Here is a 26,830-nt window from a genome sequence, read left to right on the forward strand (position 1 = left end):
TATTTATCCCAACACATCTGCCCCCCAATAACCCTTATTTGCGGGGGGGTCAAATATTTGTTTTTGGGGGGCAATCCCTCATTGTGGCGGCGGGGGGGGGGCCCCACCCCCCCCCCCGGCCCCGCCACCTGACAGCGCGAGAATGCGCGGTCCAGCGGCCGCGTGCCGACCCGCCTCTGCGACTGCCGTATCGCCGGACGCTTCGCGGTCGTCACGTTGGATAGCCTCAAGCAAAGCCGACCGGGCTTCGACGGACCACGGCACGGATGCGGCATCTGTGATGCATCCGCGCGGTGAGCCGGGCCCGTGCGGCGAACGTCCGTAGGCTGAGCCGATCAGCGGGAAGGGCGGAGGTGTCCGTGACCAGAAGGAGCCGCCTCACCGAACGGCGAAAGGCGCTCGGCCTCACTCAGGAGTCACTGGCAGAGCTGATCGGGACGGACCGCACGACGGTCGGCCGCTGGGAACGAGCGGAGACTGAGCCCTATCCGTACGCTCGCCTGAAGCTCTGCCAAGCACTGGCGGTGACCGCTGATGAGCTCGATGATCTGTTGAGACCGGACGACCCGCCCGCCGACCGTGTTGTAGGTGCGCCCGACATGTATCGTCGCCAGCTTCTCCGGCTGCTCAGCGTCGCCGGGGCGCTCACCGCCGTGCCGCCGGTCGCCGGTGACGGTCGGCCGATGACCTCCGGCCTCGGGCCGTATGCCGAGCTCAACACTCACCTGTGGCAGGTCTTCGGGCTCGCGAAGACCAAGCAGCTCGCCTATCCGCTCGTCCACGAACAACTCGGTGTGCTGCTGGCCGAGTTGGACAGCCCGCAGTCGTCGGCTGCCCGCCAGAAACTCTGTGTTCTGGTCTGCGACCTGCTGCAGCTGGCGGGCGAGATCTTTTTCGATGCAGACCGCTACACCGAGGCCGCGGAGTGCTACTCCCTCGCGGCGTCGGCCGGGCGCGAGGCCCGATCGTACGATCGCTGGGCCTGTGCTCTGACCCGGCATGCCTTCGTTCACCTGTATGACCACGAGTTCGCCGAGGCAGCCGTGATGCTGGACGCCGCAGGGGCGGTGGCGCGGCGTGGCGACAGCCAGTTGCCCACGTCCTACTGGGTCAGCGCGGTGCAGGCGCAGGCATTCGCGGGAATGGGTGACGCGGACTCCTGCGACCGGGCCCTCGACGCCGCCGCGCGGGTGGTCGACCTGACCGATCCGGCGGGTCCGGGCGGCTGGCTGCGATTCGACGGGACGAGGCTGGGCGAGGAACGGGGCGCCTGCTATCTGGCTCTGGGCCAGAATGATCGGGCCGAGGCCGCGCTGACCGGCGCACTGAAGAGCTCACCGTCCCTGCGCCGCAAGGGCAGCATCCTCACCGACCTCGCCCTGCTGGGCGTCCGCAGGCGGGACGCGGATCACGTGCTGGAGCATGCCGGGGTGGCTCTCGAACTCGCTGAGCAGACGCACTCCACCGGTTACCTCGGCCGCAAGCTGCAGGGACTTCGGGCACAGCTCGGCCCGATGAGGACCGATGACCGGATCGCGGTGCTCGACCACCGGATCAGCAGAGTGGAAAGGATCGAGAGCGGATCATGACCGACGAGGCCGGGAGGATCTTCCGTGAGGCGTGGATCGAGGGGGTGAAGCGGCATCTTCAGGGCGAACCCAAACCGGGATACATCGCTCCGTGGGAGGAGACCCCGGAGTGGGAGCGGCAGGCAGCCGCAGCCGTCTACGGCCAGATCGAGGCGTTCGTCAGCGTCGGCGCGACCGGCAGGCTGACTCGCGAGCAGAAGGGCCGTTTCGTCGCCATCTGCTGGATCGCGCAGATCTACCGGCACTTCGACGACCCGAAGCCCTCCTACGTCGCCGACTGGGAAGCACTGCCCGAGTGGCAGCGTGCCACGGACGCGGACATCTTCGAGAGCGTGGAGCAACGCGTCCAGCACCGCAGTTGATCGTTACCCCGGGCCTCCGCTGCGAGTGGGGCCCCGGTTGTGGATCGTGGAAATGCGGATGCCGGCTGGCGCTCAGTGTTCACAAAACGGACGCCCAACAGCACTGACCCTGCTGGTTGATTGAGGAACACTCTGCCTGCGGAAAGTTGGGCGCGGCCGCCGCTGACCAGTCGCCAAGCCGCCCCCTGGGGCGGCGGAGCGTACGCCAGAGCGGTTACCCGAGCTTGATCACATGTCTGGGCTACGGCCGGGCGACGCGAGCCGTAGGCCAGAGCGGTTACCCGGGCTTGATCACATGTCTGGGCTACGGCCGGGCGACGCGAGCCGTAGGCCAGAGCGGTTACCCGGGCTTGATTACATGTGTGAGCTACGGCCGGGACGGCGCGTTCCAAGATCGGAGGATGCCACCTCGCGACAGCCGTGTAGGCCGAATATCTGCTGGTAGTGGAGTTTCCTTGATTAGCCAGCAGGGTCAGTGCTGCCGACAACGCCGCTTGCCGACACTGAGAACCAGCCGGCCACGGGGGAAGAGCCAGCGCCGTGGGGGCGGTGAACTCACGCATCAGCGGTTCGCGTGCGTTCATGGCCCCCAGGGCGGTGGTGAGCGCACGCGAACCCGCTTCGCGTGCGCTCACCACCCCGACGCCCGGCGCATGCCGCTCACCACCCTGGCGCCCGGCGCCCGGCGCCCGGCGCATGCCGCCCGCCCCCCGGCGCATGCCGCCCGCCCCGGTGCACGCCGCCCCGGTCTGCGCGGATCAGGCGCGACCCGGCGCCGGCTCTCCCGGCGTGCCAGCCGCATCCGGCGGTGGATCCGCCGAAGCCGGAGCCGAAGCCGGAGCCGAAGCCGCCGGATCTGGAACCGGGGCCGGATCGCTGAGCTGCTCCCGCAGGTAACCCCAGATAACCGCCACGATCGCCGCCACCGGCACCGCCAGCAGCGCCCCCACGATCCCGTACAGACTGCTGCCCAGCGTCACCGCCAGCAGCACCACCCCGGCATGCAGGCCAAGGCCCCGGCTCTGGATCATCGGCTGGAAGACGTTCCCCTCCAGCTGCTGCACCGCGATGATGATGGCGAGCACGATCAGCGCGTCCGTCCACCCGTTGGAGACGAGCGCGATCAGGACGGCCACGAACCCGGCGAACAGCGCGCCGACGATCGGCACGAACGCCGACACGAACGTGAGCACCGCGAGGGGCAGGACCAGCGGCACGCCGACGATCCAGAGGCCGACGCCGATGAACACGGCGTCGAGCAGGCCGACGAACGCCTGGGAGCGGACGAACGAGCCGAGCGTGTTCCAGCTGCGGCCGGCGATCTCCGGGACGTCGGTGGCGAGGCGGCCCGGCAGCTGGCGGGAGAGCCAGGGCAGGAAGCGCGGCCCGTCCTTGAGGAAGAAGAACATCAGGAACAGGGCGAGGATGGTGGTGACCAGACCGTCCACGACGGTGTTGACGCCGGTGAGGGTGGCCGTCGCGACACTGCCGATGCTGCTCTGCAGCTTGTCGATCGCCTGCTCGAGGGCCGTGTTGACCTCGTCGTCGCCGATGTTCAGCGGCGGCCCGGCCGCCCAGTCGCGGACGGTCTCGATGCCGTCGGCCACCCCGGTGGCGAGAGAGCCGGACTCGGAGGCGACCGGGACGATGATGCCGACGAGCGTGCCCGCGGCGACCAGCAGGAAGACGACGGTGACGAGCGAGGCGGCGAGCGCCGGCGGCCACTTGTGCCGGCGCAGGAACCGTACCGGCGGCCAGGTCAGTGTGGTCAGAAGGAGTGCGACGACGAGCGGCCAGATGATCGACCACGCGTCGCCGAGCAGGCGCAGCACGACCCACGCCATCAGCAGCACGACGAGGAGCTGCAGCGAGATGAAGGCCGACGTGCGCAGCGCGTGGCGCGACTTCCTGGCGCTCAGAGTGGGGCCCATGTGATCACCCTAGGGAACCGCGGCTGCCAATGCGCGCTGACGGTGCACTGTGGCGGCGGCCGTTCCGGCCAGGGCGAGGACGGCGGCGCCGAGCGCGGACCACATGATCGCCGTGACGGTGTGCGGCACGAGCCATTCGGCGGTCACCACGAGGACGGCGGTGGCCGCCCACAGCGACGCCGACGGCCACCGAGCGCCGGCCGCCACCTGCGCGTTGACCAGCACGAACACCAGCGCATAGCAGGCGCCGGTGGCGGCGAAGACCGGCGCGTGCGCGGCGAGGTAGGCGTAGCCGGACCCACCGGCCAGCCGGAACGCGAGCTCACCGGCCATCGCGGACGCGAGGATCAGGATGGCGCCGCAGCCGGCGACGAGCGTGACAGCGATCGTGAGGGCGCGCCGGCTGCCCTGGGCGAGCCGGGGGAGCGCCAGCACGGTGACGACCTGCGGGGCCCAGAGCGCGCCTTTGGTGAGCACGGTGCCGACCGCGTAGGCGCCGGACGCCGCGGCGGGCAGCACGTGCCGGGCGAGGATCAGGTCGGCGTACGACACGATCAGCATGGCGAGGGTCGCGGAGCAGGCAGTGATGATCTTCCGGCTCAAGCCCGAAGCCTGCGATGAGCCCTGCGGCGTCAGCACGGCCAGCACCAGGGGGATGAGGAGCGAGACCACTGCTCCGATCGCCATCGACTTGACCAGGCCGGCGCCGAGCAGCAGGCCGGCGATCAGTCCCCCGTACCGGCCGGCGGCGAGCACCACCATGCCGGCGGCGAGCCGCAGGAACCGCCCGGCGCCCTGCAGTTCGCCCAGCCACCGGCCGGCCGCGACGACCGTGAAGGTCTGCACGGCGAGCAGCAGGACGAGCGCCGGCGGCAGGTCGAGCAGCGGGGCGGCAATCGGCGTGAGCAGGGCGACCACGCCGGCGCAGACCGCGGCGGTGAGCCAGCCGGCGGGTCCGGCGACCGCGCCGGGGTGGCGGGCCCGGTGCACGGCGACGGCGATCTGCAGCCCGGTGCCGGGCACGCTCACGATCGCGGCGATCGCGAGCACCGTGGCGAGCGCGCCGAGGTCGGCGGCGTCCAGGCCACGGGCGCCGATCACCGGTACGAGGTAGCCGAGTGCGCTGGTCAACGCGCTGGCCACCGCGACCGCCGCGCCGGAGACCCCGATCTGCCGGCCGGTGGCGGCCCGCGTGGTCATACCGAAACCGAGTCCGTCTTCGTGGCGGCCGGCCGGCGTGCGGCCAGCTCCTCGGGTGTCATCCGGCGGCCGAACGCGAAGAAGTACCAGCGCAGGTAACTGGGCATGAACCGGCCGACGTCGAAATGCGAGTCGCCGAGCTGCCGGTCCAGCCAGATGGTGGGGATCTCGGCGACCATCCGGCCGAGCCGGGTGGCCTTGGCGCTGAGCTCGATGCCGATCTCGAAGCCGGTCCGCGAGTCGATGCCGACCTCGCGGACGAAACTGGTGTCGTACGCCTTGAAGCTGTTCGTGGCGTCCCGGGTGCCGACCCGCGCGAAGGTGTAGAGGGTGCGCCCGGCCCACCGCGACGCCAGCCGCTTGAACCGGGGCCCGCCGACCTGCTGCCCGCCGGGCATGTACCGGGACGCCGCCGCGACGACGACTCCCCGCTCGACGAGCCGGGCCAGTTCGTCGATCTGCCGCGGGTCGTCGCAGCCGTCGGCCATGGTCACCACCGCGACCGGCGCGGCGGCGGAGTCGATGCCGAACCGGATCGCGTTGGCCGGCCCGCGCCCGTACGTGTTGAGCACGGTCCGCACCCGCGGGTCGCGGCGCGCCAGCTCCTGCGCGTACGGCACGGTGGTGTCCTCCGGCATGTCGTGCACCACGAGGATCTCGGCAGGCAGCAGCACGTCCCGCAGGATGCGTTCGAGGTGCGCCACCACGCCGGCACCCTCGTTGTAGACCGGGATGACGACCGACACCCTCGGTTTCATACGAGAACTCCCTGTCCGGTGAGGCCCCAGATGTCGATCACGGGCTTGTCGACGTCCAGGGCGGCGTAGTCGGGGTGCGGCGCGGCGATCACCAGCAGGTCCGCCCGCTTCAGCACCTCGTCGAGGGGCAGGAACCGGTCGTCCAGCACGTAGGGATCGGTGCAGAACGTCTCCTGCGCCTTGAGCGTGAGGAGTTTGCGCAGCTTGTAGGCGAGGCTGTCGCGGATGTCGTCGCTGCCGCCCTTGAACGCCATGCCGAGGATGCCGACCTTCAGATCGGCGAGCGGGAACCGGTCCTCCAGACGCGACACGAGATAGAGCGGCAGCCCCTCGTTGATCAGCATGGCGGAGTGGCCGAGGACGAAGTTGTTCCGGTTGAACGCGGCCAGCTGCATGGTGTCCTTGAGCAGGCACGGCCCGGCCGCGAATCCGGGCATCGGCAGGTCGGCGGCGCGCGGGTAGTCGACGGTGACCGCGTGCCGGATCCGCGCGTAGTCCAGGCCGAAGTCGTTCGCCATCATCCAGAACTGGTTGGCGGCCGCGAACTTCAGGTATCGCCAGGTGTTGGTGTACAGCTTGGCGAGCTCGGCCTCTTCGGGCTCGAGCCGCACGATCGACGTGGTGAGGTGCCGGAAGAGCGCCTCGGCACGATCAAGAGCCTGGGGGGTACGGGCAGCGACGATCTGTGGCAGCGCGAAGAGCTCGGTCATCGCCTTGCCCTCGGCGATCCGTTCCGGGCAGAACGCCACGTCGACGGTGAGTCCCTTGCGGGTCAGCAGTTTCTCGGTCAGCGCCGTGACACCGGGGTAGACGGTGCTGCGCAGGACGACCAGCTGCCCGTCGCGCAGGTGTTCCACCCCGCGCTCGATGGCCCGCGGCACCGCGCCCAGGTCGGGGTTGAGGTGCTCGTCGACGGGGGTGCCGACGACCACGACCAGGGCGTCGGCGAGCCCCATGCTCGCCGGGTCGGTGCTGGCCCGCAGCCGGCCGGCGGCGATCGACTCGGCCAGCGGCTCGGCCGCCCCCTCCTCGGCGAACGGCAGCTCACCGCCGTTGACCCGGTCGACAGCGGCTGGGTTGATGTCGTAGAGGACGACGGACAGACCTCGTGCGGCCAGTGCGATGCCCAGCGGCAGGCCGACCCGCCCGCAGCCGCCCACCACACAGACGTCGACCGCTGAGTTGCCTGCACCTGTCATGTCGCCTCCACCTGTCATGTCGCCGAGCAACCGAGCAACCGAGCAACCGGGCAAACCGAGCAACCGAGCAACCGAGCAACCGAGCAACCGAGCAATCGAGCCCCGGAGTTGGCTCGTGCAGGTTACTGGCGAGAAACATTCGGGTCCAGGCCCGTTACGACTGGTGCCATGAAATCCCAAATGAGGTGATCAAGCGGCCTGTCGAGAACGCCTGTCCTTGTGGCACCCTGCTGTCGTGCCCATGGCCCCAAATCCTCCGGTGTCGCCGACAGAAGACCGCCCCACGCGGACGGTCCAGGTCGACGTGGTGACGGCCGTCGCCGTCGCGCTCATCGTCGTCAGCGTGGTCGCGCGTGCCCTGATCGCGCGCCGCGGCTATCTGTCCTACGACGATTTCCCGCTCATCTCGATGGCCGAGGAGAAGGCGCTCGGGCCGGATTACCTGTTCGACCTCTTCAACAACCACCTGATGCCGGCCGGGCATCTGGTCACCTGGCTGACGAACGCGATCGGCGGGTTCAGCTACGGGCCGTACCTGGGGCTGCTGGTCGTTGCGCAGGCCGCCGTGAGCATCGCGTTCTACCGGTTGCTGCGTCTGATCCTGGTGCCCGGGTGGCCGTTGCTCGTACCCCTGGCGGTGTTTCTCTTCAGCCCGCTGACGCTGGAGGCCAGCTCGTGGTGGGCGGTCGGGATCAACATGCTGCCGATGCAGCTGGCGATGATCCTGGCCGTGGGCGCCCAGGTGAAGTACATGCGCACCCGGGCGGGCAAGCACCTGGTGACGCTCGGTCTCTCCGTGCTGCTGGGGCTGCTCTTCTTCGAGAAGGCGATCCTCACCGTCGCGCTGGTCTTCCTCTTCACCCTCTTCCTCTACGCGCCGGGCGGCCCGGTGCGCGCGGTCGTGCAGACGATCCGGCGCTGGTGGCAGTCCTGGGCGGTGCTGACCGCCATCTCACTGATCTTCCTGGCCTTCTACCTGATCCGGTCCACGTCGTCGCTGCGCCGCCCGGCCTCGGTCGACGAGGTGATCACCTTCGTGGTGCAGATGTTCGGGCACACCCTGCTGCCCGGCATCGCGGGCGGGCCGTGGTCCTGGCTCGGCGCCGGTGACGGCGCACCGATCACCGCGCCCAGCGTGGCCGCCCGGTGGATCGCCCTCGGTGTGGTGGCGCTGTTCGTGGCGTTCACCGTGTGGCTCCGGGGCTTCGACGCGGTGCGCGCCTGGCTGCTGCTGCTCTCCTACACCGCGATCGTGGCCGGACTGCTCGGCGCCACCCGGCTCGGGTCGGTCTACAGCGGGGTGGCCGGCGCCGTGCCGCGCTACCTCGCCGACGTGGCGGTGGTCGCGGCGATCGCGGTCGGCGCGGCGCTCTGCGGGCTGCGGCAGATCGATGCGGTGGCGAAACCGGTGTCTCCGCCGCGGGTGGTTCTCTCCGCCCGGCTCGCGGTCCCGCTGCTGGCCGGTGGCCTCGCCGCGTTCCTGGTCAGCGCCGGGATCAGCGGTGTCGGCTTCGGCGACGCCTGGGCGGTCAAACAGGGCCGGGACTACCTGGCGAACGCGCGGGCCGGCTTGGAGGCGGCGCCGGCCGGCACGGTCTTCATGGACCAGACGGTTCCGGACGGCGTGGTCGGCCGGCTGTCGGCGCCGTACAACAGGCAGTCCAAGTTCTTCGCGCCGCTGGCGGACGGGCCCGAGTTCGTCACGCAGGCCCGTCAGCTTGCGGTCTTCGACGAGGCCGGCAACGTCCGCCCGGCCTGGGTGCGGGGCAGCCGGTCGCGGCCGGGCCCCCGGTCCGGCTGCGGGTACCACGTCGCCGGCTCGACCGTGCGGATCCCGCTGGACTCCAAGGTCGACGAATATTGGCACGTGGTGCGAATCGCGTATATCGCCAGGAGTGACACGGCGGCGACGGCGCGGATCGGCGACGGTCTGATTGTTCCGTTCGACGTGCACCGGGGTCTGAACGCGGTGTTCCTGCTCGCGCACGGCGGCGGCTCCGCCGTGGAGGTCACCGTCTTCGACCGGACGGCCTCCGTCTGCACCGACGAGGTCCTGGTCGGGGACATCGTTCCGGCGCCGGCCGGCTAGTGCGTCGAACGCTGTCGGCGCCGCACCTGGTGGCGGCGGGTATCACCGCCGTGGTGCTGGCGCCCCTGGCCCTGCCCGGTTACGTGCTGCGTTACGACATGGTCTTCGTGCCCCGGCAGCCGCTGAGCTGGGAGATGATCGCGCCGGCCGACGCCCTGCCGCGGGCGGTGCCGCTGGACGCGCTGGTGTCGCTCGCGAACCTGGCCGTGCCGGGCTGGCTGCTGCAACGGATCTGCCTGGTGGCGCTGGTCTATCTGGCGGCGCTCGGCGCCGCCCGGCTGGTGCCGTCCGAGCGTGCCCTCACCCGGGCGGTGGCTTCTTTCGGGTACGCGTGGACGCCGTTCCTGGCCGAGCGGCTGCTCCTCGGCCAGTGGGCACTGCTCTTCGCGTACGCGGCGATGCCCTGGCTGGTGCTCGCCGCGCGTGACCTGCGCGCGGGCCGTCCCGGCGCGCTGCCCCGGCTGGTGCTCGCGGCCGCGCCCGCGGCGGTGACCCCGACCGGCGGCCTGATCGCGCTCGCCGCCGTCGCGGTCCTGCTGCCGCTGCGGTCCCGCGCCCCGGAAACGCCGCTGCGGCCCCGCACTCCGGAAACGCCGTTGCGGTCCGGCGCCCCGGAAACGCCGTTGCGGCCTCGCACTCCGGAAACGCCGCTGTGGTCCCGCACCACGGCCGTCGCGCTGGCCGCGGTCGCCGCCCTCAACGCGCCCTGGATCGTGGCCGCCCTGACCAGCGCCGCCGGTGGCAGCTCCGACCCGGAGGGCGTGGCCCAGTTCGCGGCCCGGGCGGAGAACTGGGCCGGCGCTGGGATGGCGCTCGCCGGCACCGGTGGTGTGTGGAACGCGCAGACCGTGCCGGGCAGCCGCACCTCGGTGCTGGCCCCGCTGGTCACGGTGCTGCTGCTGGCCGGAGCGGCGATCGGCGTGCGGGAGCTGTGGCGGCGCTGGCACGGTCTCGCGGTCCGGCTGTTCGTGCTGGCCGGTGGCGGGTTCCTGCTGGCGGTGGCGGGGGCGACGCCGGCCGCCGGGGTGCTGCGCTGGCTGGTCGTCCACGTGCCGGGCGCCGGTCTGCTGCGGGACGGTCAGAAGTTCCTGATCCCGTACGCGCTGGTGCTCGCGCTCGGATTCGCCCTCGGCGCGGAGTGGCTGGCCGCGCGGCTGAGCCGGCGGTTCGAGCCGGGTGCCGGGCGGGTGTTGCTGGTCAGCGCCGTGCTGCTGCCCGTGGTGGCGATGCCGGATCTCGCGTTCGGCGGCCTGGGCGCGTTGCGGCCGGTGCCGTACCCGGTGGACTTCGACGCTGTCGCGGCCCGGGTCCAGGCGGCGCCCGGCGAGGTGCTGTCGCTGCCGTTCGAGGGGTACCAGCGAGCCGCCTGGAACCGTGACGTGGTGATCCGTGACCCGGCGCCGCGGTACCTGGACGCGCCGGTCCTGATGAACGACGCTCTGCGGGTCGGCGCGGTCACCGTGGACGGCGAGAGCCCGCGCGCGGCCCTGGCCCAGCGGCTGCTCGCCGCCGGGCGCCCGGCCACCGAGCTCGGCGTCCGGTGGGTGCTCGTCCGGTCCGGCACGAGCGGGAACCCGCCCGCCGGAGTGCTCGCCGGGCTGCGCCTCGTCTACAGCGGCCAGTACCTCCGGCTCTGGGAGAATCCGGCCGCTCCGACAGCACCCAGGGCATCGTCCAGCGCACGCCGAGCACCCGCTCTGGCTGCGCATCTGCTCGCTATCGCAGTGGTGATCTTCGCTGCGTTTGCACTACTGCGTATGCGTAGTAGATCGTGGTACGGTCCGCGCAACCATGAGTCCGGGGAGGAAGAATGATCGTCAAGTTGGCCACGTTCCTCATCGCGGCCCTGGCCGGAGGTGCCCTCGGTGGTGTCGGCGTGGCCGCCACTCTCGGGGCGGTGAGCCCGTCCGCCGATCATGTCGCCAGCGAGACGGACAACCCCAATCCGGCCGAGGCCATCTACGGCCAGCGCTGATCCGTCAGCGTCGGATGTTCGGCGTCGAGTTGCCCGGCGATCACCTGTGAGAAGGCCTGACCGGCTTTCTCCCAGGTGAATCGCTGGGCATACGTCGCGGCGTTGGCGCCCATCGCGGTACGCCGGCCGGCGTCCAGCAGCAGCTTTCGCACCATCTTGAAGAATTCGTACTCGTCGGCCACCAGCACCCCGGTCTCCCCGTCGGACATCGCGTCGGCGACGCCGCCCGCGGAGCGGAACGCGACCGAAGGCGTGCCCCGCGCGCCGGCCTCCACGATGGTGAGTCCCCAGCCCTCCTTGAGCGAGGGCTGCAGCAGCAGCCACGAGCGGCCGAGCAGCGTGTGCTTGTACTCCTCGGTCACGAACCCGGCGAATTCCACCCGGTCGGTGATGCAGAGGTCCTCGGCGAGCGCGTGCAGCGGCTCGTCCCACCAGCCCTGTCCGGCCACCACAAGTTGCAGATCGGGCATTTCGGTGGCGAGCACGGCGGTGGCGCGCAGCGCGTACTCGACCCGCTTGTGCGGGACCAGACGTCCGAGAACGACCAGGCTGGGGTACGGCGTACGCGGCACCGGCACCCCGGACACCTCGGGCGTGCCGTTGTGGACGATCGCGATCCGGCGGGGGTCCACGCCGAGGCCGGCCAGCTCGTTGCGGCTCGTCTCGGAGACCGTGACGTACTGGCAGTGCCGGTAGACGCGCACCGCGAGGCGGGACTCGATCCACCAGCCGATCCGGGCGATCCGTGGGCCGAAGACCACTGGCCACTGCTCCCGGTGCACATGGTGAACAAGCGTGATCACCGGCCGGCGCGCGTAGATCGGGCTGAGGAACGGCATGCCGTTGCAGACGTCCACGATCACGTCGGGACGGCCGAGCCGCCGACGGGCCAGCGGACCCAACCCGAGGACGCCGACCAGGTACACGAGAGCGGCACGAAGGTAGACCGTGTGCCGCCCGCCGCGCCGCAGGATCCGTACGCCGTCGGCGTTCGTCTCCGCGGCCGGCGCCGTTCCGTACGCCTGGCACAGCATTGTGACGCGGTGACCGTTACCGATGAGTTCGGCGGCTACCCGTTCCAGGTAGACCTCGGACCCACCGCCCTCGGGATGGCCGGTGTCCCGCCAGTTCAGGAACAGAACGTGAGCACCACAGACACGCGTCATGGTCTACTCTGCCACCCTTACTAGCGAGTACGATTCGCGATCGCGTCACACTAGGGCAGCCTCGCGGAAGACCGCAACGCCTGCGTAACATCGGGAGGGTATGCGTGGCCGATGGCAGCCTCCGGGCGCGCCCGGAGTTCTGGCCAGTCGCGTTGCTGAGCATCGCGCTGATAACGGTGCTGGCCGGCTGGTCGGGAGCCACCTATGTGGACCGCACCCGGAACCTGAGCGGATGCGCCGAACGCACGACGTTGCGGGTGGCCGCGGCGCCGAGCGTGGTGCCCCCGATCCGGGAGATAGCCGCGCAGGTCGCCGGCCGTCAGCGGTGCCTGGACATCCTGGTCGAGGGCCGTGAGTCGGCCGAGGTGCTGCGGACGCTGGCCCGCACCGCGCCCGGGTCGGCCTCGGCCGGCCCGTCGCCCGCCGGCACGAGCGCCGACGCCGGCACGAGCGCCGACGCCGGCACGAGCGCCGACACCGCCGCGAGCGCCGACACCGCCGCGAGCGCCGACACCACCGCCACGGCCGAGGCCGCGCCGGACGTCTGGCTGCCGGAATCGACCCTCTGGCTGCGCCGGGCCCGCGCCACCGGCGCCTTCTCGGTTCCCGCCGAGGGCGTCTCGGTGGCCACCACCCCGGTGGTGCTGTCGCTCGCCGAGAAATCGGCGTCCCGGCTGACCGCCAAGAAGGTGGCGCTGAGCTGGAAGGCGCTCGTCGGTGGGTCGAAGCTCCCGATCGAGGTGGCGCTTCCCGACCCGGCGACCAGCCCGATCGGGTTCGGCGCGCTGGTCGGGTTCCGCGAGCTCGCCGGATCGAAGGCGGCCGGCACGGCGGCGATCATGCGCCGGTTGTCGCCGGGCACCGTCTCGCTCGCCGGTGAGGCAGCGCCCGATCCGGCCGGTCCCGGCCGGGACGAGACCGCCGTGGTCAGCACCGAGCAGCAGGTGGTGCAGGCCGGCCTGGGCGGCAAGCGGCAGGTCGCGGTCTACCCGCCGTCGGCTCTGCCCGGCCCGGACTATCCGCTGGCCGTGCTCACCGCGGACACCGAGGCGCGGGAGATGTCCACCGTGCTGCTGCGCGCGCTGCTCGCCGCCGACGGCGTCGACGCGATCACCGGCCACGGGCTGCGCACGCCGGACGGCGCCGCGCCGGCCGAGATCCCGGCCGCCACCAGGATCCGGGACAAGGACTACCGGCCCGCCTCCCTGCCGGCCGAGGCGGACGCCGAGGACCTGCTCAACGCGTGGGGCGGCGTGCACATCAGCGCCCGGATGCTCGCGGTCTTCGACGTCTCCGGCTCGATGGAGGCGAGCGTGCCGGGCTCCGCCGACACCCGGATGTCGGCCACCGTGAAGGCCGCTCAGGACGGCGCGGAACTGCTGCTGGACACGACCGAGCTGGGTGTCTGGGAGTTCTCCACCGACCTGGTCGGCAAGCGGGACTACCGGGAAGTCGTCCCGGTCGGACCGCTCGGCCCCCGGCGCGAGGAGATCATCAGTGAGCTCGGCCGGATGAGGGTGGAGCCGGGCGGGCAGACCGGGCTCTACGACACGGCGCTCGCCGCGTACCGGGACGCCACCCGCAACTGGACACCGGGCCGGATCAACATGGTGCTGATCCTGACCGACGGCAGCGACGACAACGCCAGCGGCATCAGCCGGGCCAAGCTGCTGGCCGAGCTGAGCGATCTCGCCGACCGGAAACGCCCGGTGCCGATCCTCTTCATCGGGGTCGGGCCCGAGATCGACCCCGCCGAACTGCAGCAGATCGCCAAGGTCACCGGCGGCAATGTCGCGCTGACCGACAAGCCGTCCGGAATCCGCCAGATCTTCTACACCGCTCTCGCCGAATTCAGTTGCCTGCCTCCGGAGTGCCGCCGATGACCGCTGTCCTCCGGGCACGGACCACGTTCGACAGTGCCCGCCGTCCCGTCTGGGTCACCGCCGGCGCGCTGCTGCTGGTCGTGGCCGCGTTCATCCAGCGGCCGGGCCAGACCACGTTCGACACCAAGCTCGACCTGGTGCAGAACCCGCTCGGATTCATGGCCCGGGCCCTGCACCTGTGGAACCCGTGGGCCACCTCGGGCGAGCTGCAGCAGCAGGCGTACGGCTACCTGTTCCCGATGGCGCCCTTCTTCGCGGTCGGCGACGTCCTCGGCATCCCGCCCTGGATCACCCAGCGGCTCTGGTGCGCGGCGCTGTTCCTCGCCGCGTACTTCGGCGTGCTCCTGCTGGCCCGCGCCCTGCGGATCGGCAACGACGCGGGACGGGTGGCCGGCGCGCTCGCGTACGCGGTGGCGCCACGGATGCTGACCGAGGTGGGCGTGCTCTCCTCGGAGATGCTTCCGGTGGCCGCGCTGCCGTGGGTGCTGCTCCCGCTGGTCACGGCACGCCGGATCGGTTCGCCCCGCCGGGCCGCCGCGCTCTCCGCCCTGGCCGTGCTCTTCATGGGCGGGATCAACGCGGCGGCCGTGGTGATGGCGCTCGTGCTGCCCGGACTCTGGCTGCTGACCCGGCGCTGGGACCGGCAGCTGGCCGTGCTGATGGCCTGGTGGGCCGGGTTCGTCCTGCTCACGACGCTGTGGTGGATCATCCCGCTGCTGCTGTTCGGCCAGTACAGCCTGCCGTTCCTGGACTTCATCGAGTCGTCGGCGACCACGACCGCCGTCACCTCGCTCTTCCAGGCGACTCGCGGCACCAACCAGTGGGTCGGCTACATCGTGCAGGGCGAGCCGTGGTGGCCGGCCGGCTGGAGCCTGATCGACAACCCGGCGCTGATGGCCGTGACCGCCCTGGTCGCCGCGCTCGGCCTGCTCGGGCTGGCGCTGCGCGGGCTGCCGGAGAAGCGGTTCCTGGTGATCGGCGCGCTGACCGGCCTGGCCCTGCTGACCATGGGTTACGTCGGCACCCTGGACAGCCCGTTCGCCCCGCTGGTCCGGGAGCTGCTCGACGGCCCGCTCGCCCCGCTGCGCAACGTGCACAAGTTCGAGCCGGTGCTGCGTCTGCCGATCGCGCTCGGTCTCGCGTACGCGGCGAGCCACGCCCCGGCCCTGCGGCGCTTCCGGATCCGGGTCCCGGCCGCGCCGGTCGTCGCCGTGCTGCTGATCGCCGCGGCCGCGCCGGCCTGGATGCTGCTGCTGCGACCCGGACCGGGCTGGTCGTCGGTGCCGTCCTACTGGAGCCAGGCGACCACCTGGCTCGCCGACCAGGACGCGCAGGACCGCACCCTTGTCGTGCCCGGCTCCGGCTTCTCGCAGAACACCTGGGGCCGCACTGTCGACGAGCCGATCCAGCCGCTCGCCGAGTCGCCCTGGTCCACCCGTAACCAGATCCCGCTCGGCTCGGAGGGCAACATCCGGGTGATGGACGCCGTCGAGGCGGTGCTCGCGCAGGGGCGCGGGTCACCGGCCCTCGCCGACTTCCTGGCCCGCTCCGGCTACCAGTACCTGATGGTCCGGCACGACCTGGACCGCACGGTCTCCGGCGCGCCGCCGATCACCGTGGTCCGCCAGGCGATCACGAACTCGCCCGGCCTGGTCGCCGCCGCCACGTTCGGGCCGCGGGTCGGCGCCGGTGGCGCGGAGCCCAGCCCGGTCGACGCCGGCGTCTCGGTGCCGGCCATCGAGATCTTCAAGGTCGACCGGGAGGTCCCGGCCGCGTCGGCGACCGCGATCGCCGACGTGCCGGTGGTCAGCGGTGGACCGGAGTCGCTGCTCGGCGTGCTCGAAGAGGGTCTGATCGACAGGGCTCAGCCGGCGGTTCTCGCCGGTGACCAGGACGGCGACCTCGCGATCCCGGAGGCGGCGGGCCAGCCGATCGTCACCGACGGGCTGCGCCGGCGCGAGCTGAACATCGGCCGGATGCGCGACAACACGAGCCAGACGCTCACCGAGGACGAGCAGACCCGGCAGGGCCGGGTCCGCAGCGACCTGCTGCCGTTCGACGCCGACGGGCACCAGACGGTCGCCGCGTACCAGGGGATCCGGGCCGTCGACGCGTCCAGCAGCGCGAGCTTCGCCGACTCGATCGGCGCCAGCGACTCGTCCGCGCTGCCGTTCGCGGCACTCGACGGCGAGGAGTCGACGGCGTGGCGCTCCGACCCGATCCAGCCCGGCAGCGGGCAGTGGATCGAGGTCCAGCTGGAGACCGCGCAGCGGATCACCGAGGTGACCGTCGACTTCTCCGAGGACCTGCGGACCGCGGCGCCGGTCTCCTACGTGCGGATCACCACCGATCAGGGCATCGTGGACCGCCCGGTGCCGGCCACCGCCGGCCCGCACAAGCTCTCCACGCTGCCCGGCCTCACCACCAGCGTCCGGGTCACCGTGCTCGCGCTGCGGGAGGGTTACGACGGCGGCGTCGCGCTGCGCGAGCTGGGCATCCCCGGCGTCAGCGCGGAGCGCGGCCTGCGGGTGCCGGCCGACACCGGCACGACGACCGCGCCGGCGTACGTGTTCGAGCGGGCCACCCAGGACCGGGGCGCCTGCTACGCGGACGACGGCGTGATCCGCTGCGACCAGTTCCTCGCCCGGGCCGGTGAGGAGCCGCTCGGCGTGGACCGCTTCTTCGCGACCCCGGCCGGTGCCACGTACGACCTGCGGCTTACCGCCCGCCCGAGATCCGGCGGCACGCTGCCGCTGGACCGGGACGTGACCGCCTCGGCGTCCACGACGCTGACCGGCGACGTCATGGCCGGCGCGCACGCGGCGGTGGACGGCGACCCGTCGACCGCCTGGCTGGCCGAGCCGAACGACCCGACGCCCACGCTGACGCTCTCCTGGGAGAAAGCCCGCAGGATCGACCGCTTCCGGCTGGCCACGCCGGACGCGCCGACCACCGCGGCGGCCACCCAGGTGCTGGTGCGGGCCGGTGGCCGGGAGTCCGTCCTCCCGGTGGAGGCCGAGGGCTGGGTGAAGATCCCGCCGGTCACCACGAAACGCCTGGAGATCTCGATCATCGGCACCTGGGCGGTGGTGGCCGACCCGCGTGGCGACTGGCCGGCCCCGGCCGGCGTCTCCGAGGTGGAGATCCCCGCGCTGACCGACCTGCTGAAGCCCGCCACCGGCAGCACGCCGCTGCTGGCCCGCTGCGGCACCGGCCCGGCGGTCGTGCTGGACGGGGTGTCCTACCCGACCGCGGTGTCCGGCACGCTCGGCGACGTGCGGGCCGGCCACCGGCTCCCGGTCCGGATCTGCGACGACTTCGCCAGCCAGAACGTGCAGCTTCCGGCCGGCGAGCACCGGTTGCGGACGGTGCCGTCGGCGGCCTATGTCGCGGAGTCGGCGACCCTGGTCCGGGACGGTGCCGGGACGGCCGCTCCGGCGGTCACGACGCGTACCGTCTCGGTGGTCCGGTGGGAGGCGACCGACCGTCAGGTCATGGCCGGGGCCGGCGAGGCCTCGCTGCTGGTGATCCCGGAGAACCGGAACGCCGGCTGGACGGCCACCCTGGAGGGCCAGGAGTTGCGCGCGGTGCGGGTGGACGGCTGGCAGCAGGCGTTCGTGCTCCCGGCCGGTTCCGGTGGTCTGGTGAGCCTGCGGTTCACCCCGGACGGGCCGTACCGGGCCGGTCTCGCGGCCGGCGCGGCGTGTGTCCTGCTGGTGGTCCTGGCCGCGGCGGCGCCGGTGCGGCGGCGGGTGGCGCCGGTCAGCGGGCCGCCGGCCCGGATCTTCCGGGCGGTGCCCGGCGGACAGTGGTGGATGCTGGTTCCGCTGCTGGCCCTGGCGTTCGCGATCGGCGGCGCGGCCGGCGTGACGTTCCTGCTCGGCGCGCTGATCGTGCGGCAGCTCTGGCCACGTGCCCTGCCCGGACTAGCCCTCGTCGCGGCGGTGGCAGGCCTGCTGATCGCGGTCAGCGGGCGGCTGCTCGGGCACGGGCAGGAGTGGGCGTACGACGCGGTGGTGCAGCTGGCCATGCTGGCGGCGGTCTGCGCGGTCGCGGCCACCGCGGCGCCCACGTCGAGCCGCCGGCGACCCGATCCACCGTCCACGGCCGGTGACCTGGACGGTGACCTGGACGAGGAGGTGCCGGTGGAAGCGCACAGGGCGACGCTGGACCGGTCGGTGGGGCTCTTCCGGGCGTTCCTGGTGGAGCAGAGCGACCCGGACCGGTTCTACTCGGAGCTGGCCGTCGACTCGGTACGCCAGCTCGGCTCCTACGTGGAGCTGGACGGCGCTCTGGTGCTGGACGTGGGCGGCGGGCCGGGCTACTTCGCGGCGGAGTTCGAGAAGGCCGGCGCGCGGTACGTCGGCCTGGACCCGGCGGTCGGCGACTTCGCGGCGGCCGGCGTCGAGGTGAGCGGCATGATCCGGGGGAGTGGCACGGCGCTGCCGATCCGCACCGGGTCGGTCGAGGTCGCCTACTCGTCCAACGTGCTCGAACACGTACCCGATCCGGAAGCCCTGCTGGACGAGCTGGTCCGGGTGACCAAGCCGGGCGGCACGGTGTTCGTGTCGTTCACGCCGTGGCTGTCACCGCACGGCGGGCACGAGACCGGACCCTTCTGGCACCTGCTCGGCGGGGACTGGGCGCGCCGGCGTTTCGTGCGGCGCAACGGCCGGGAGCCGAAGAACCGGTACATGGAGTCGCTGTTCCCGATCAGCGCGGCGCGGACAATGCGCTGGGCCCGCGCGGCCCGCCGCAACGGCGAGCTGACAATCGTCGATGTGCTGCCGAGGTACCACCCCCGGTGGGCACAGTGGGTGGCCAGGGTGCCTCTGTTGCGGGAGACGCTCACGTGGAACTTCACGGTCGTGCTTCGGCGCACGGACGAACCGGATTTCACTGTCGTTCAGGAAGATCTGGTTCAGGTCTCGCGCACCGATGTGACTCAGTAGTAACCTTCCGCAATCTGGCAAGCCGAAACGCCTGCCGAAACCCGCTTTTAACCTCGTGGAGGCACAATGAGGTCCCGCGTCCTCGGCACCGCGCTGTTTGGTCTCGGCGTCCTGGCTATAGTTTTCGCCGCTGGTCTGGCGTTCGTGGTGGCGCCCCGGGCGGCTCAGTTGCCGTACGACATGGAGCCGACCCAGTCGGTGGCGGAGGCGCAGAACGCGACCTTCCTCCAGGTCACCAGCGGCGCCGCGAAGATCAACACCGGTAATCTCCGCTCGACGGTGACAGTGCAGCCGGACGCGAAGGAGACCGCGAGCCTCGAGGGCGATCTGGACGGCAGCGCGCTCGTGTGGCTCGCCGGGCAGGACGTGGTCAACACCAGCCTCAACAGCGAGCGGGTCAGCGCGTACAGCACGCGGCTCGCGGTCGACCGGGAGACCGGCGCGGCGGTGCCGTGGGACGGCGCGTGGCTCGACACCGGCAACCAGGAGAAGATCGAGTACACCGGCCACATGTACAAGTTCCCCTTCGGAACCGAGCAGAAGGCCTACCCGATCTACGACCGGGACGTCCGCGCGGCCTCGCCGGCCGAGTTCGTGAAGACCGAGGAGATCGGTGGCCTGGAGACCTACCAGTTCACTCAGAAGATCGTGGACGGGCGTCAGCAGCTCGACCCGACCCAGCTGACACTGCTCGTCGACCAGCTGCTCGACGACACCGCGACCACCGCTGACGTGGTCTACAACAACACCCGGACGGTCTGGGTCGAGCCGGTCACCGGCCAGTTCATCCGGGTCTCCGAGGAGCAGAACAAGGTGCTGGTCGGCAACAACGGCCAGCAGGTGACCCTGCTGGACGCCGACTTCACCTACACCGACGACACGGTGGACCGCTCGATCAAGGCGGCCGAGGACAACCGGCAGAAGCTGAACCTGGTCGGCCTCTGGGGCCCGCTCGGCCTCGGCCTGCTCGGCCTGATCCTGGCCGTGGCCGGCGTCCTCGTCGCGCTGCGCGGCGGCCGGGGCGCGTCCGCGGCCGGCGTGCCGGCGCAGGGCGGCGGCGGTCACGACGACCTGGACGACGGCGACGGCAAGCCGGCCACCGCGGGCAGCCACCGCGCCGAGAGTTAGACACCACCGATCGGACAGTCCGGCCCGTGCCGTCGATGACGGCACGGGCCGTTCGCTGTCCGGGGACGGGCCCGGCTCACAACCCGATCTCGGCCGTAGTGACCTCCGGGTAATCCGGCGCGCACGTTCCCGTTGACGGCCCGGAAACGCCGGCTTCCTAGCGTGAGCTGTCGGGTTGGCGAAAGGGGAGCGCGTGGCCGCCGGTGTGACCCAGGTGAGAACCGTGTGCGGGTATTGCGGCGTCGGCTGCGGCATCGTCCTCGACGTCGAGGGTGGCCGCGTCGTCAAGGCCGCCGGGGACAAGGCCCATCCGTCGAACGCCGGGCGACTCTGCACCAAGGGTGCCACCAGCGTCGAACTGCTCGCCGCGCCGGGCCGGCTGGACACGGGGCTGATCCGGCCCCGGCGCGGCGCCGGCGCCCAGAAGATCGGCGTGGACGCGGCGATCTCGGAAACCGCCCGCCGGCTCCGGGCGATCATCGACGAGCACGGTCCGGACGCCTTCGCCATGTACGTCTCCGGCCAGATGACCCTGGAAGCCCAGTACCTGGCGAACAAGCTGGTGAAGGGCTTCATCGGGACGAACAACATCGAGTCGAACTCGCGGCTCTGCATGGCCAGCGCCGGCACCGGATACAAGCTCTCGCTCGGCTCGGACGGCCCGCCCGGCTCCTACGACGATCTGGACCACGCCGACGTGTTCCTGGTGATCGGCTCGAACATGGCGGACTGCCACCCGATCCTCTTCCTGCGGATGATGGAACGGGTGAAGGCGGGCGCCAAGCTGATCGTGGTCGACCCGCGCCGGACGGCCACCGCCGAGAAGGCGGACCTGTTCCTGCAGATCCGGCCGGGCGCCGACCTGGCGTTCCTCAACGGGCTGCTGCATCTGGTCCCGAAGGACCAGGAGTTCATCGACGCGTACACCACCGGGTGGGACCAGATGCCGGGCCTGCTCGCGGACTACCCGCCGGATCGGGTCGCCGAGCTGACCGGCCTCGCCGAGCAGGACATCCGGACCGCCGCCGAGTGGATCGGCGGGACCGCGAAGTTCGTGACCCTCTGGACCATGGGGCTGAACCAGAGCACCCACGGGACCTGGAACACCAACGCGATCGTCAACCTGCACCTCGCCACCGGCGCGATCTGCCGTACCGGCAGCGGCCCGTTCTCGCTCACCGGCCAGCCGAACGCGATGGGCGGCCGGGAGATGGGCTACATGGGCCCGGGCCTGCCCGGTCAGCGGTCGGTGCTGGTGCCGGCCGACCGGGAGTTCACCGAGCGGGTCTGGAACGTGCCGGCCGGCACCCTGCGCACCGAGGTCGGCAAGGGCACGATCGACATGTTCGAGCAGATGGCCGAGGGCCGGATCAAGGCCTGCTGGATCATCTGCACCAACCCGGTCGCCTCGGTCGGCAACCGGCGGACCGTGATCGCCGGCCTGGAGGAGGCCGAGCTGGTGATCACCCAGGACGCGTTCGCGGAGACCGAGACGAACGCCTACGCCGACATCGCGCTGCCGGCGGCGATGTGGTCGGAGACCGACGGCATCATGATCAATTCCGAGCGTACGCTCACGCTCGTCCACCCGGTCGCGCAAGCGCCCGGCGAGGCGCTGCCCGACTGGCAGCTCATCGCCCGTGTCGCGGCCGAGATGGGTTACGCCGAGGCGTTCAGCTACGCCAGCGCGGCGGAGATCCTGGAAGAGATCAAAACCTTCCAGAACCCGCTGACCGGGTACGACCTGAGCGGGGTCACCTACGAGCGGCTGAATGACGGTCCCGTGCAGTGGCCGGCCGCGCCGGGAGGACCCGCCCGCAACCCGATCCGCTACCTGGACGCCGAGCGTGGCCTCACGTTCGCCACCCCGGACGGCCGGGCGGTGTTCCACGCCCGGCCGCACCTGGACCCGGCCGAGATGCCCGACGACGACTTCCCGTTCGTGCTGAACACCGGCCGCCTCCAGCACCAGTGGCACACGATGACCAAGACCGGGAAGATCGCCAAGCTGACCAGGCTCAACCCGAGCCCGTTCGTCGAGATCCACCCGGACGACGCCGAGTGGTTCGGCATCGCCGAGGGCGACCAGGTCGAGATCGCCTCCCGGCGTGGCCGGGCCGTGCTGCCGGCCGTGCTCACCGACCGGGTCGCGCCCGGCACCTGCTTCGCGCCGATCCACTGGAACGACCTGTTCGGCGAGTACGTCAGCGTCAACGCGGTGACCAGCGACGCCGTCGACCCGCTCTCGTTCCAGCCCGAGCTCAAGGTCTGCGCGGTCTCGCTGACCAAGGTCGCCGCACCGGCGCCGGTCGTGCCGGTCGTGCCGGCCCCGCGCGCCGCCGAGATCGTCCCGGCCGGGCTGCACGACATGCTCGGCCTGGACCCGGTCCCGCCCGTGCTCAGCGACGACCAGAAGCGCTACCTCGCCGGGTTCCTGGCCGGGATGCCGGCGGGGCGGGAGCTGCCGCCGGTCCTGCCGGAGAACGCGCCGTTCGACCGCGGGACGGCCATGTGGGTCAACGGACTCATGGCCGCTGCTTCCCCCGTACTCAGCAGGGCTCTTGATGCGGAGAAGGCGTCGGAGACGGGACGGCTGCAGATCCTGTGGGCCTCACAGACCGGCAACGCCGAGGAGTTCGCGCGCGGGCTGGCCGCGCGGCTGGCAACGACCGGACGGCGGATCAGCGTGCTCGGGATGGATTCGGCCGCCGGTGAGCTGCTCGAACCCGGCGCCGACCTGCTGCTGGTGACCAGCACGTTCGGCGACGGCGACGCGCCGGACAACGGCGCCGCGTTCTGGCACTCGCTGACCGGGGAGGCCGCGCCCCGGCTCGACGGCCGCCGGTACGCGGTGCTGGCGTTCGGCGACTCCAGCTACGACGACTTCTGCGGGCACGGCCGCCGCCTCGACGAACGCCTGGCCGAGCTGGGCGCCGTCCGGCTGGCGCCGCGGGTGGACTGCGAGCCCGATTTCGAGGACACCGCGACCGGCTGGCTGGAGGCGGTGGTGGCCGCGCTGACCGCGCCGCCGCCGGTCGTGCCGACCAAGTCGTCCCCGCTGACCACCACCCTCACCGGGAACCGCCTGCTCAGCCTTCCCGGATCGGCCAAGGAGGTGCGGCGGTTCACGTTCGAGACCGAGGGGCGGCTGGAGTACCAGGCCGGTGACGCCCTGGGTGTGTGGCCGGTCAACTGTCCGGATCTGGTCACCGAGTGGCTGTCCCTGACCGGCCTGGACGGCGCCCAGGAGGTCGAGATCGACAAACTGGGGACGATGCCGCTGGCGGAGGCGCTGTCCCGGCATCTCGACATCACCCGGATCACCAGCGACCTGCTGCGGTTCACCGCCGAGCGCACCGGCGCCGCGCACCTGAAGACCCTGCTGCGCCCGGACAACAAGGGTGAGCTGGCCAAGTGGGCGTGGGACAGGCAGGCGCCCGACCTGCTCGCCGAGCATCCGGTCAAGGCCACCGCGAAGGAGTGGCTGGACGTGCTCAAACGCCTCCAGCCGCGGCTGTATTCGATCAGCTCGACGCCGCTCGTCGACCCGTCCTCGGTCAGCCTGACGGTCTCCGTGGTCCGGTACGGGCGCCGCAAGGGCGTCTGCTCCACCCACCTCGCGGACGCTCCCGAGGGCGCCGAGATCCCGGTGTTCGTGCAGCGTGCGCCGCACTTCCGCCCACCGGCCGACCCCTCCATCCCGATGATCATGGTGGGCCCGGGCACCGGGGTCGCGCCCTTTCTGGGCTTCCTGGAGGAACGCCGGGCCACCGGCGCGACCGGACCGAACTGGCTGTTCTTCGGCGAGCAGCGGCGCGCGACCGATTTCTACTATGAACAGGAGCTGGCCGCCCTGCACGAGTCGGGCACGCTGACCCGGCTCGATCTGGCCTTCTCCCGGGACCAGCGCACCAAGGTCTACGTCCAGGACCGGATGCGGGAGCACGGCGCCCAGCTCTGGGCGTGGCTGCGCGACGGCGCCCACTTCTACGTCTGCGGCGACGCCAGCCGGATGGCCCGCGACGTGGACCAGGAGCTGCACGACATCGCCGTCAACCACGGCCGCCTCTCCGCGGAGGCGGCGACCGCCTACCTGAAGCAGCTGGCGTCCGAGAAGCGTTACGTCCGCGACGTCTACTGACTGATCTTGGCGGCCGAGCCCTTGGCGGCCTCCACCGTGTACCGGCGAGCGGAATCGGCCAGCTTGCCGGTGGCGGCGTCCACCAGATCGACGCCGAGCGTGTCGGCCAGCCGGACCAGGTAGATCATCACGTCACCCAGCTCGGCGCGGACCCGCGGGCCCAACTCGGGGTCGCTCATCACCGCCGCCGACTGCTCCGGGGTGAGCCACTGGAACTCGGCGAGCAGCTCGCCGACCTCGCCGGCCAAGGCCATCGCCAGGTTCTTCGGCGTGTGGAACTGCTCCCAGTCGCGGTCACGGGCGAACTCCCGGACGCGCTCGGTGAGGTCGCTGAGCCTACCGTGGACCATATGACCAGCTTCCATGAGTTGCATCAGTCGGGCACCTTCATCATCCCGAACCCGTGGGACGTCGGCTCCGCCCGGCTCCTGGAGAGCTACGGTTTCGTGGCGCTCGCCACGACGTCCTCCGGGTTGGCCGCGTCGCTCGGCAAACTCGACCAGCAGGTCACCCGGGACGAGCTTGTCGCACACGTGGCGGCGCTGACCGCCGCGGTGCGGATCCCGGTGAACGTCGACGCCGAACGCTGCTTCGCGGACACGGCCGACGGCATCGCCGAGACCGTCGACCTGCTCGCCGAGGCCGGTGCCGCGGGCATCTCGATCGAGGACTACGACCCGGCGGCCGACCGGATCGAAACCCTGGAAGCCGGCGCCGAGCGGGTCGCGGCGGCGGCCCGGGCCACCGCCCGGCACGGCATCGTGCTCACCGCCCGCGCCGAGAACCATCTGTACGGGCACGACGACCTGGACGACACGATCGCCCGGCTGCGGGCGTACCGGGAGGCCGGGGCCGACGTGGTCTACGCGCCGGGCCTGCGCGCGGCCGAGGACATCGCCCGCGTCGTGCGGTCGGTGGACGCGCCGGTCAACGTGCTCGCCGTGGCCGGCGGGCTCAGCGTGCCCGAGCTGGCGGACCTGGGCGTCCGGCGGGTCTCGCTCGGCGGCGGGCTGGCCTGGGTGGCGTACGGCGCCTTGCGTGACGCCGCCCGCGAGCTGCTCGACACCGGCACCACGACGTTCAAGTCCCGCTCGCTGCCCGAGGAAGACCTGGAGAAGGCGTTCCGCGGCGACTGATTGTGGCCCGGGAATCCCGTCTCGCCGTGATCTTCGCGGGCCCGGCTTGACACCGGGCCACCGGGCGCGGATTCTTGCCCCTTCGGCGTGTTGACCTGCGGTTTCACGGCAGCTGAGCAGGCCGGATGAGCATGACGGAGGGCCTCATGGAACTGCACCCGGACGATCGCGACGCCTTGCTGCACGGCAGCTCGGCGGTGGAGATGTGGCGCCGCAGCGAGCACGCCACGGAGGTCGCCGCCGAGCTGATGCGGCTGCACGGCGGGACCGTGCCGATGAGCGAGCTGCTCTGGCTGGGCGCCGAGTCGTTCCTGCCCCGCCAGTGGCAGGCCGGCCGGGCCGCCGAGCCCCGGCAGGCCGCGGCCGAGGTGTACGACCGCTGGCGCCGCATCGAGCAGCGCCGCCTGAAGCGCCGCCAGCAGGCCGACACCCCACCCGACAAGGCCTGACCGCGCTCAGCGCCAGCCCGCCCTCACCGCTCCACGATCGACAACCGGATGGTCGCCACTCACGCGCCCCTGCCAGGCGACAGCTCGTCGATCAGCAAGCAAGGTCAGCACTAGCACTGACGACCAGCTCACCCGGGCCAGCTGGCTCTCCGTGTGCTAACGAAAACGCGAAAAACCCTGAGCCCAGCGCCCCACCTGCCCCGGGCCTACGCCGCCTGGGCCCCGCGCGCCCCGCCGACCCCGCGCTGGCGTCCTGCGGCTGGCATCTCACACCAGCGACCTCCCGCCTCGCCGATCTTGGAACCCTCCGTCCCAGCCGTAGCCCACACATGTGATCAAGCTCGGGTAGCCGCTTTGGCCTACGGCTCGCGTCGCCCGGCCGTAGCTCAAGCATGTGATCAAGCTCGGGTAGCCGCTCCGGCCTACGGCTCGCGTCGCCCGGCCGTAGCTCAAGCATGTGATCAAGCTCGGATAACCGCTCTGGCCTACGGCTCGCGTCGCCCGGCCGTAGCGCACACATGTGATCAAGCCCGGATACTCGAGGTAGCGAGACCGGACCTCCACGAAGATCTAATGGCCCAGGGGACGGCCTTGGCAACTGGACAGGGGCGGCCGCACCCCCGTTTCCGCAGGTAGACGACCTCCTCAATCAACCAGCAGGGTCAGCACTGGGAACCAGCCGGGTGCAACGAGCCGGTGCACAGTACGGCCGGCGGGGTGCTCGACTGCGCTGAGAGCCAGCTGGTCCAGAGGACTGCTGCACTGTGCGCCAGCCGGACCAGCCGGACCAGCCGGACCAGCCGGACCAGCCGGACCAGCCGGACCAGCCGGACCAGCCGGACCAGCGGGACCAGCCGGACCAGCCGGACCAC

General features: G+C 71.5%; 18 protein-coding genes. 11 read left to right on the forward strand and 7 right to left on the reverse strand.

Translation table 11 applies throughout. The features are described from left to right. The first annotated feature begins 359 nt into the window (after window positions 1-359). The gene (locus tag AB0F72_RS24300) at window positions 360-1,589 is read left to right on the forward strand and encodes a helix-turn-helix transcriptional regulator (RefSeq protein ID WP_360435356.1); all 1,230 of its coding nucleotides are present in this window, start codon (window positions 360-362) and stop codon (window positions 1,587-1,589) included. Further along, window positions 1,586-1,951 (forward strand): hypothetical protein, encoded by a 366-nt coding sequence (locus AB0F72_RS24305; RefSeq protein ID WP_360435358.1) that lies wholly within the window; start codon window positions 1,586-1,588, stop codon window positions 1,949-1,951. The genes AB0F72_RS24300 and AB0F72_RS24305 overlap by 4 nt, the downstream gene beginning before the upstream one ends. A 758-nt stretch (window positions 1,952-2,709) precedes the next feature. On the opposite strand, the gene AB0F72_RS24310 is transcribed toward AB0F72_RS24305, so the two are convergent. From AB0F72_RS24310 to AB0F72_RS24325, 4 genes are read right to left on the reverse strand one after another with little or no spacing between them, the layout of a single operon-like run. Then, entirely contained in the window at window positions 2,710-3,882 is a 1,173-nt protein-coding gene (locus tag AB0F72_RS24310) for an AI-2E family transporter (RefSeq protein WP_360435360.1), read from the reverse strand. Between the two features lie 9 nt (window positions 3,883-3,891). Then, window positions 3,892-5,082 (reverse strand): polysaccharide biosynthesis protein, encoded by a 1,191-nt coding sequence (locus AB0F72_RS24315; RefSeq protein WP_360435362.1) that lies wholly within the window; start codon window positions 5,080-5,082, stop codon window positions 3,892-3,894. Then, window positions 5,079-5,840, reverse strand: a complete 762-nt coding sequence (locus AB0F72_RS24320) for a glycosyltransferase family 2 protein (RefSeq protein ID WP_360435364.1) — start codon at window positions 5,838-5,840, stop codon at window positions 5,079-5,081. Before AB0F72_RS24320 ends, AB0F72_RS24315 begins: the two co-directional genes overlap by 4 nt. After that, the gene (locus AB0F72_RS24325) at window positions 5,837-7,039 is read right to left on the reverse strand and encodes a nucleotide sugar dehydrogenase (RefSeq protein ID WP_360435366.1); all 1,203 of its coding nucleotides are present in this window, start codon (window positions 7,037-7,039) and stop codon (window positions 5,837-5,839) included. Before AB0F72_RS24325 ends, AB0F72_RS24320 begins: the two co-directional genes overlap by 4 nt. Window positions 7,040-7,298: 259 nt before the next feature. Here AB0F72_RS24325 and AB0F72_RS24330 point away from each other — a divergent pair, with 259 nt between their 5' ends. The 3 genes from AB0F72_RS24330 to AB0F72_RS24340 are packed head-to-tail and all read left to right on the forward strand — an operon-like array spanning window position 7,299 to window position 11,103. Next, window positions 7,299-9,128, forward strand: coding sequence for a hypothetical protein (locus AB0F72_RS24330; RefSeq protein ID WP_360435368.1), 1,830 nt, complete (start codon window positions 7,299-7,301; stop codon window positions 9,126-9,128). Next, complete coding sequence (locus tag AB0F72_RS24335; protein WP_360435370.1) at window positions 9,128-10,942, forward strand: hypothetical protein; 1,815 nt, start codon at window positions 9,128-9,130, stop codon at window positions 10,940-10,942. Before AB0F72_RS24330 ends, AB0F72_RS24335 begins: the two co-directional genes overlap by 1 nt. Then, the gene (locus AB0F72_RS24340) at window positions 10,939-11,103 is read left to right on the forward strand and encodes a hypothetical protein (RefSeq protein ID WP_360435372.1); all 165 of its coding nucleotides are present in this window, start codon (window positions 10,939-10,941) and stop codon (window positions 11,101-11,103) included. Before AB0F72_RS24335 ends, AB0F72_RS24340 begins: the two co-directional genes overlap by 4 nt. On the opposite strand, the gene AB0F72_RS24345 is transcribed toward AB0F72_RS24340, so the two are convergent. Continuing rightward, window positions 11,088-12,269, reverse strand: a complete 1,182-nt coding sequence (locus AB0F72_RS24345) for a glycosyltransferase family 4 protein (protein WP_360435374.1) — start codon at window positions 12,267-12,269, stop codon at window positions 11,088-11,090. The two genes, AB0F72_RS24340 and AB0F72_RS24345, sit on opposite strands and share 16 nt — an antisense overlap. 104 nt (window positions 12,270-12,373) lie before the next feature. Between AB0F72_RS24345 and AB0F72_RS24350 the strand changes: the two genes are divergently transcribed. From AB0F72_RS24350 to AB0F72_RS24365, 4 genes are all read left to right on the forward strand, one after another. Beyond that, entirely contained in the window at window positions 12,374-14,152 is a 1,779-nt protein-coding gene (locus AB0F72_RS24350; RefSeq protein WP_360435376.1) for a substrate-binding domain-containing protein, read from the forward strand. After that, complete coding sequence (locus AB0F72_RS24355) at window positions 14,149-19,104, forward strand: alpha-(1->3)-arabinofuranosyltransferase family protein (protein ID WP_360435378.1); 4,956 nt, start codon at window positions 14,149-14,151, stop codon at window positions 19,102-19,104. Before AB0F72_RS24350 ends, AB0F72_RS24355 begins: the two co-directional genes overlap by 4 nt. A gap of 66 nt (window positions 19,105-19,170) precedes the next feature. Next, complete coding sequence (locus AB0F72_RS24360) at window positions 19,171-20,232, forward strand: DUF3068 domain-containing protein (RefSeq protein WP_360435380.1); 1,062 nt, start codon at window positions 19,171-19,173, stop codon at window positions 20,230-20,232. 193 nt (window positions 20,233-20,425) lie between these two features. Continuing rightward, window positions 20,426-24,373, forward strand: coding sequence for a bifunctional nitrate reductase/sulfite reductase flavoprotein subunit alpha (locus tag AB0F72_RS24365; RefSeq protein WP_360435382.1), 3,948 nt, complete (start codon window positions 20,426-20,428; stop codon window positions 24,371-24,373). On the opposite strand, the gene AB0F72_RS24370 is transcribed toward AB0F72_RS24365, so the two are convergent. Then, on the reverse strand, window positions 24,367-24,723 hold the full coding sequence (locus AB0F72_RS24370; protein WP_360435384.1) for a nucleotide pyrophosphohydrolase: 357 nt from the start codon (window positions 24,721-24,723) through the stop codon (window positions 24,367-24,369). The two genes, AB0F72_RS24365 and AB0F72_RS24370, sit on opposite strands and share 7 nt — an antisense overlap. Between AB0F72_RS24370 and AB0F72_RS24375 the strand changes: the two genes are divergently transcribed. Next, the gene (locus AB0F72_RS24375; protein WP_360435386.1) at window positions 24,724-25,509 is read left to right on the forward strand and encodes an isocitrate lyase/phosphoenolpyruvate mutase family protein; all 786 of its coding nucleotides are present in this window, start codon (window positions 24,724-24,726) and stop codon (window positions 25,507-25,509) included. It begins immediately after the preceding gene. A gap of 125 nt (window positions 25,510-25,634) precedes the next feature. Next, entirely contained in the window at window positions 25,635-25,958 is a 324-nt protein-coding gene (locus tag AB0F72_RS24380; RefSeq protein ID WP_360435388.1) for a hypothetical protein, read from the forward strand. Window positions 25,959-26,620: 662 nt separating this feature from the next. Here the strand turns inward: AB0F72_RS24380 and AB0F72_RS24385 are convergent. Then, window positions 26,621-26,830, reverse strand: a 210-nt coding sequence (locus AB0F72_RS24385; RefSeq protein WP_360435390.1) for a hypothetical protein, incomplete at its 5' end; no start/stop codon positions are given.

The sequence above is a fragment of the Actinoplanes sp. NPDC023936 genome, from assembly GCF_040639325.1.
Classification (GTDB): domain Bacteria; phylum Actinomycetota; class Actinomycetes; order Mycobacteriales; family Micromonosporaceae; genus Actinoplanes.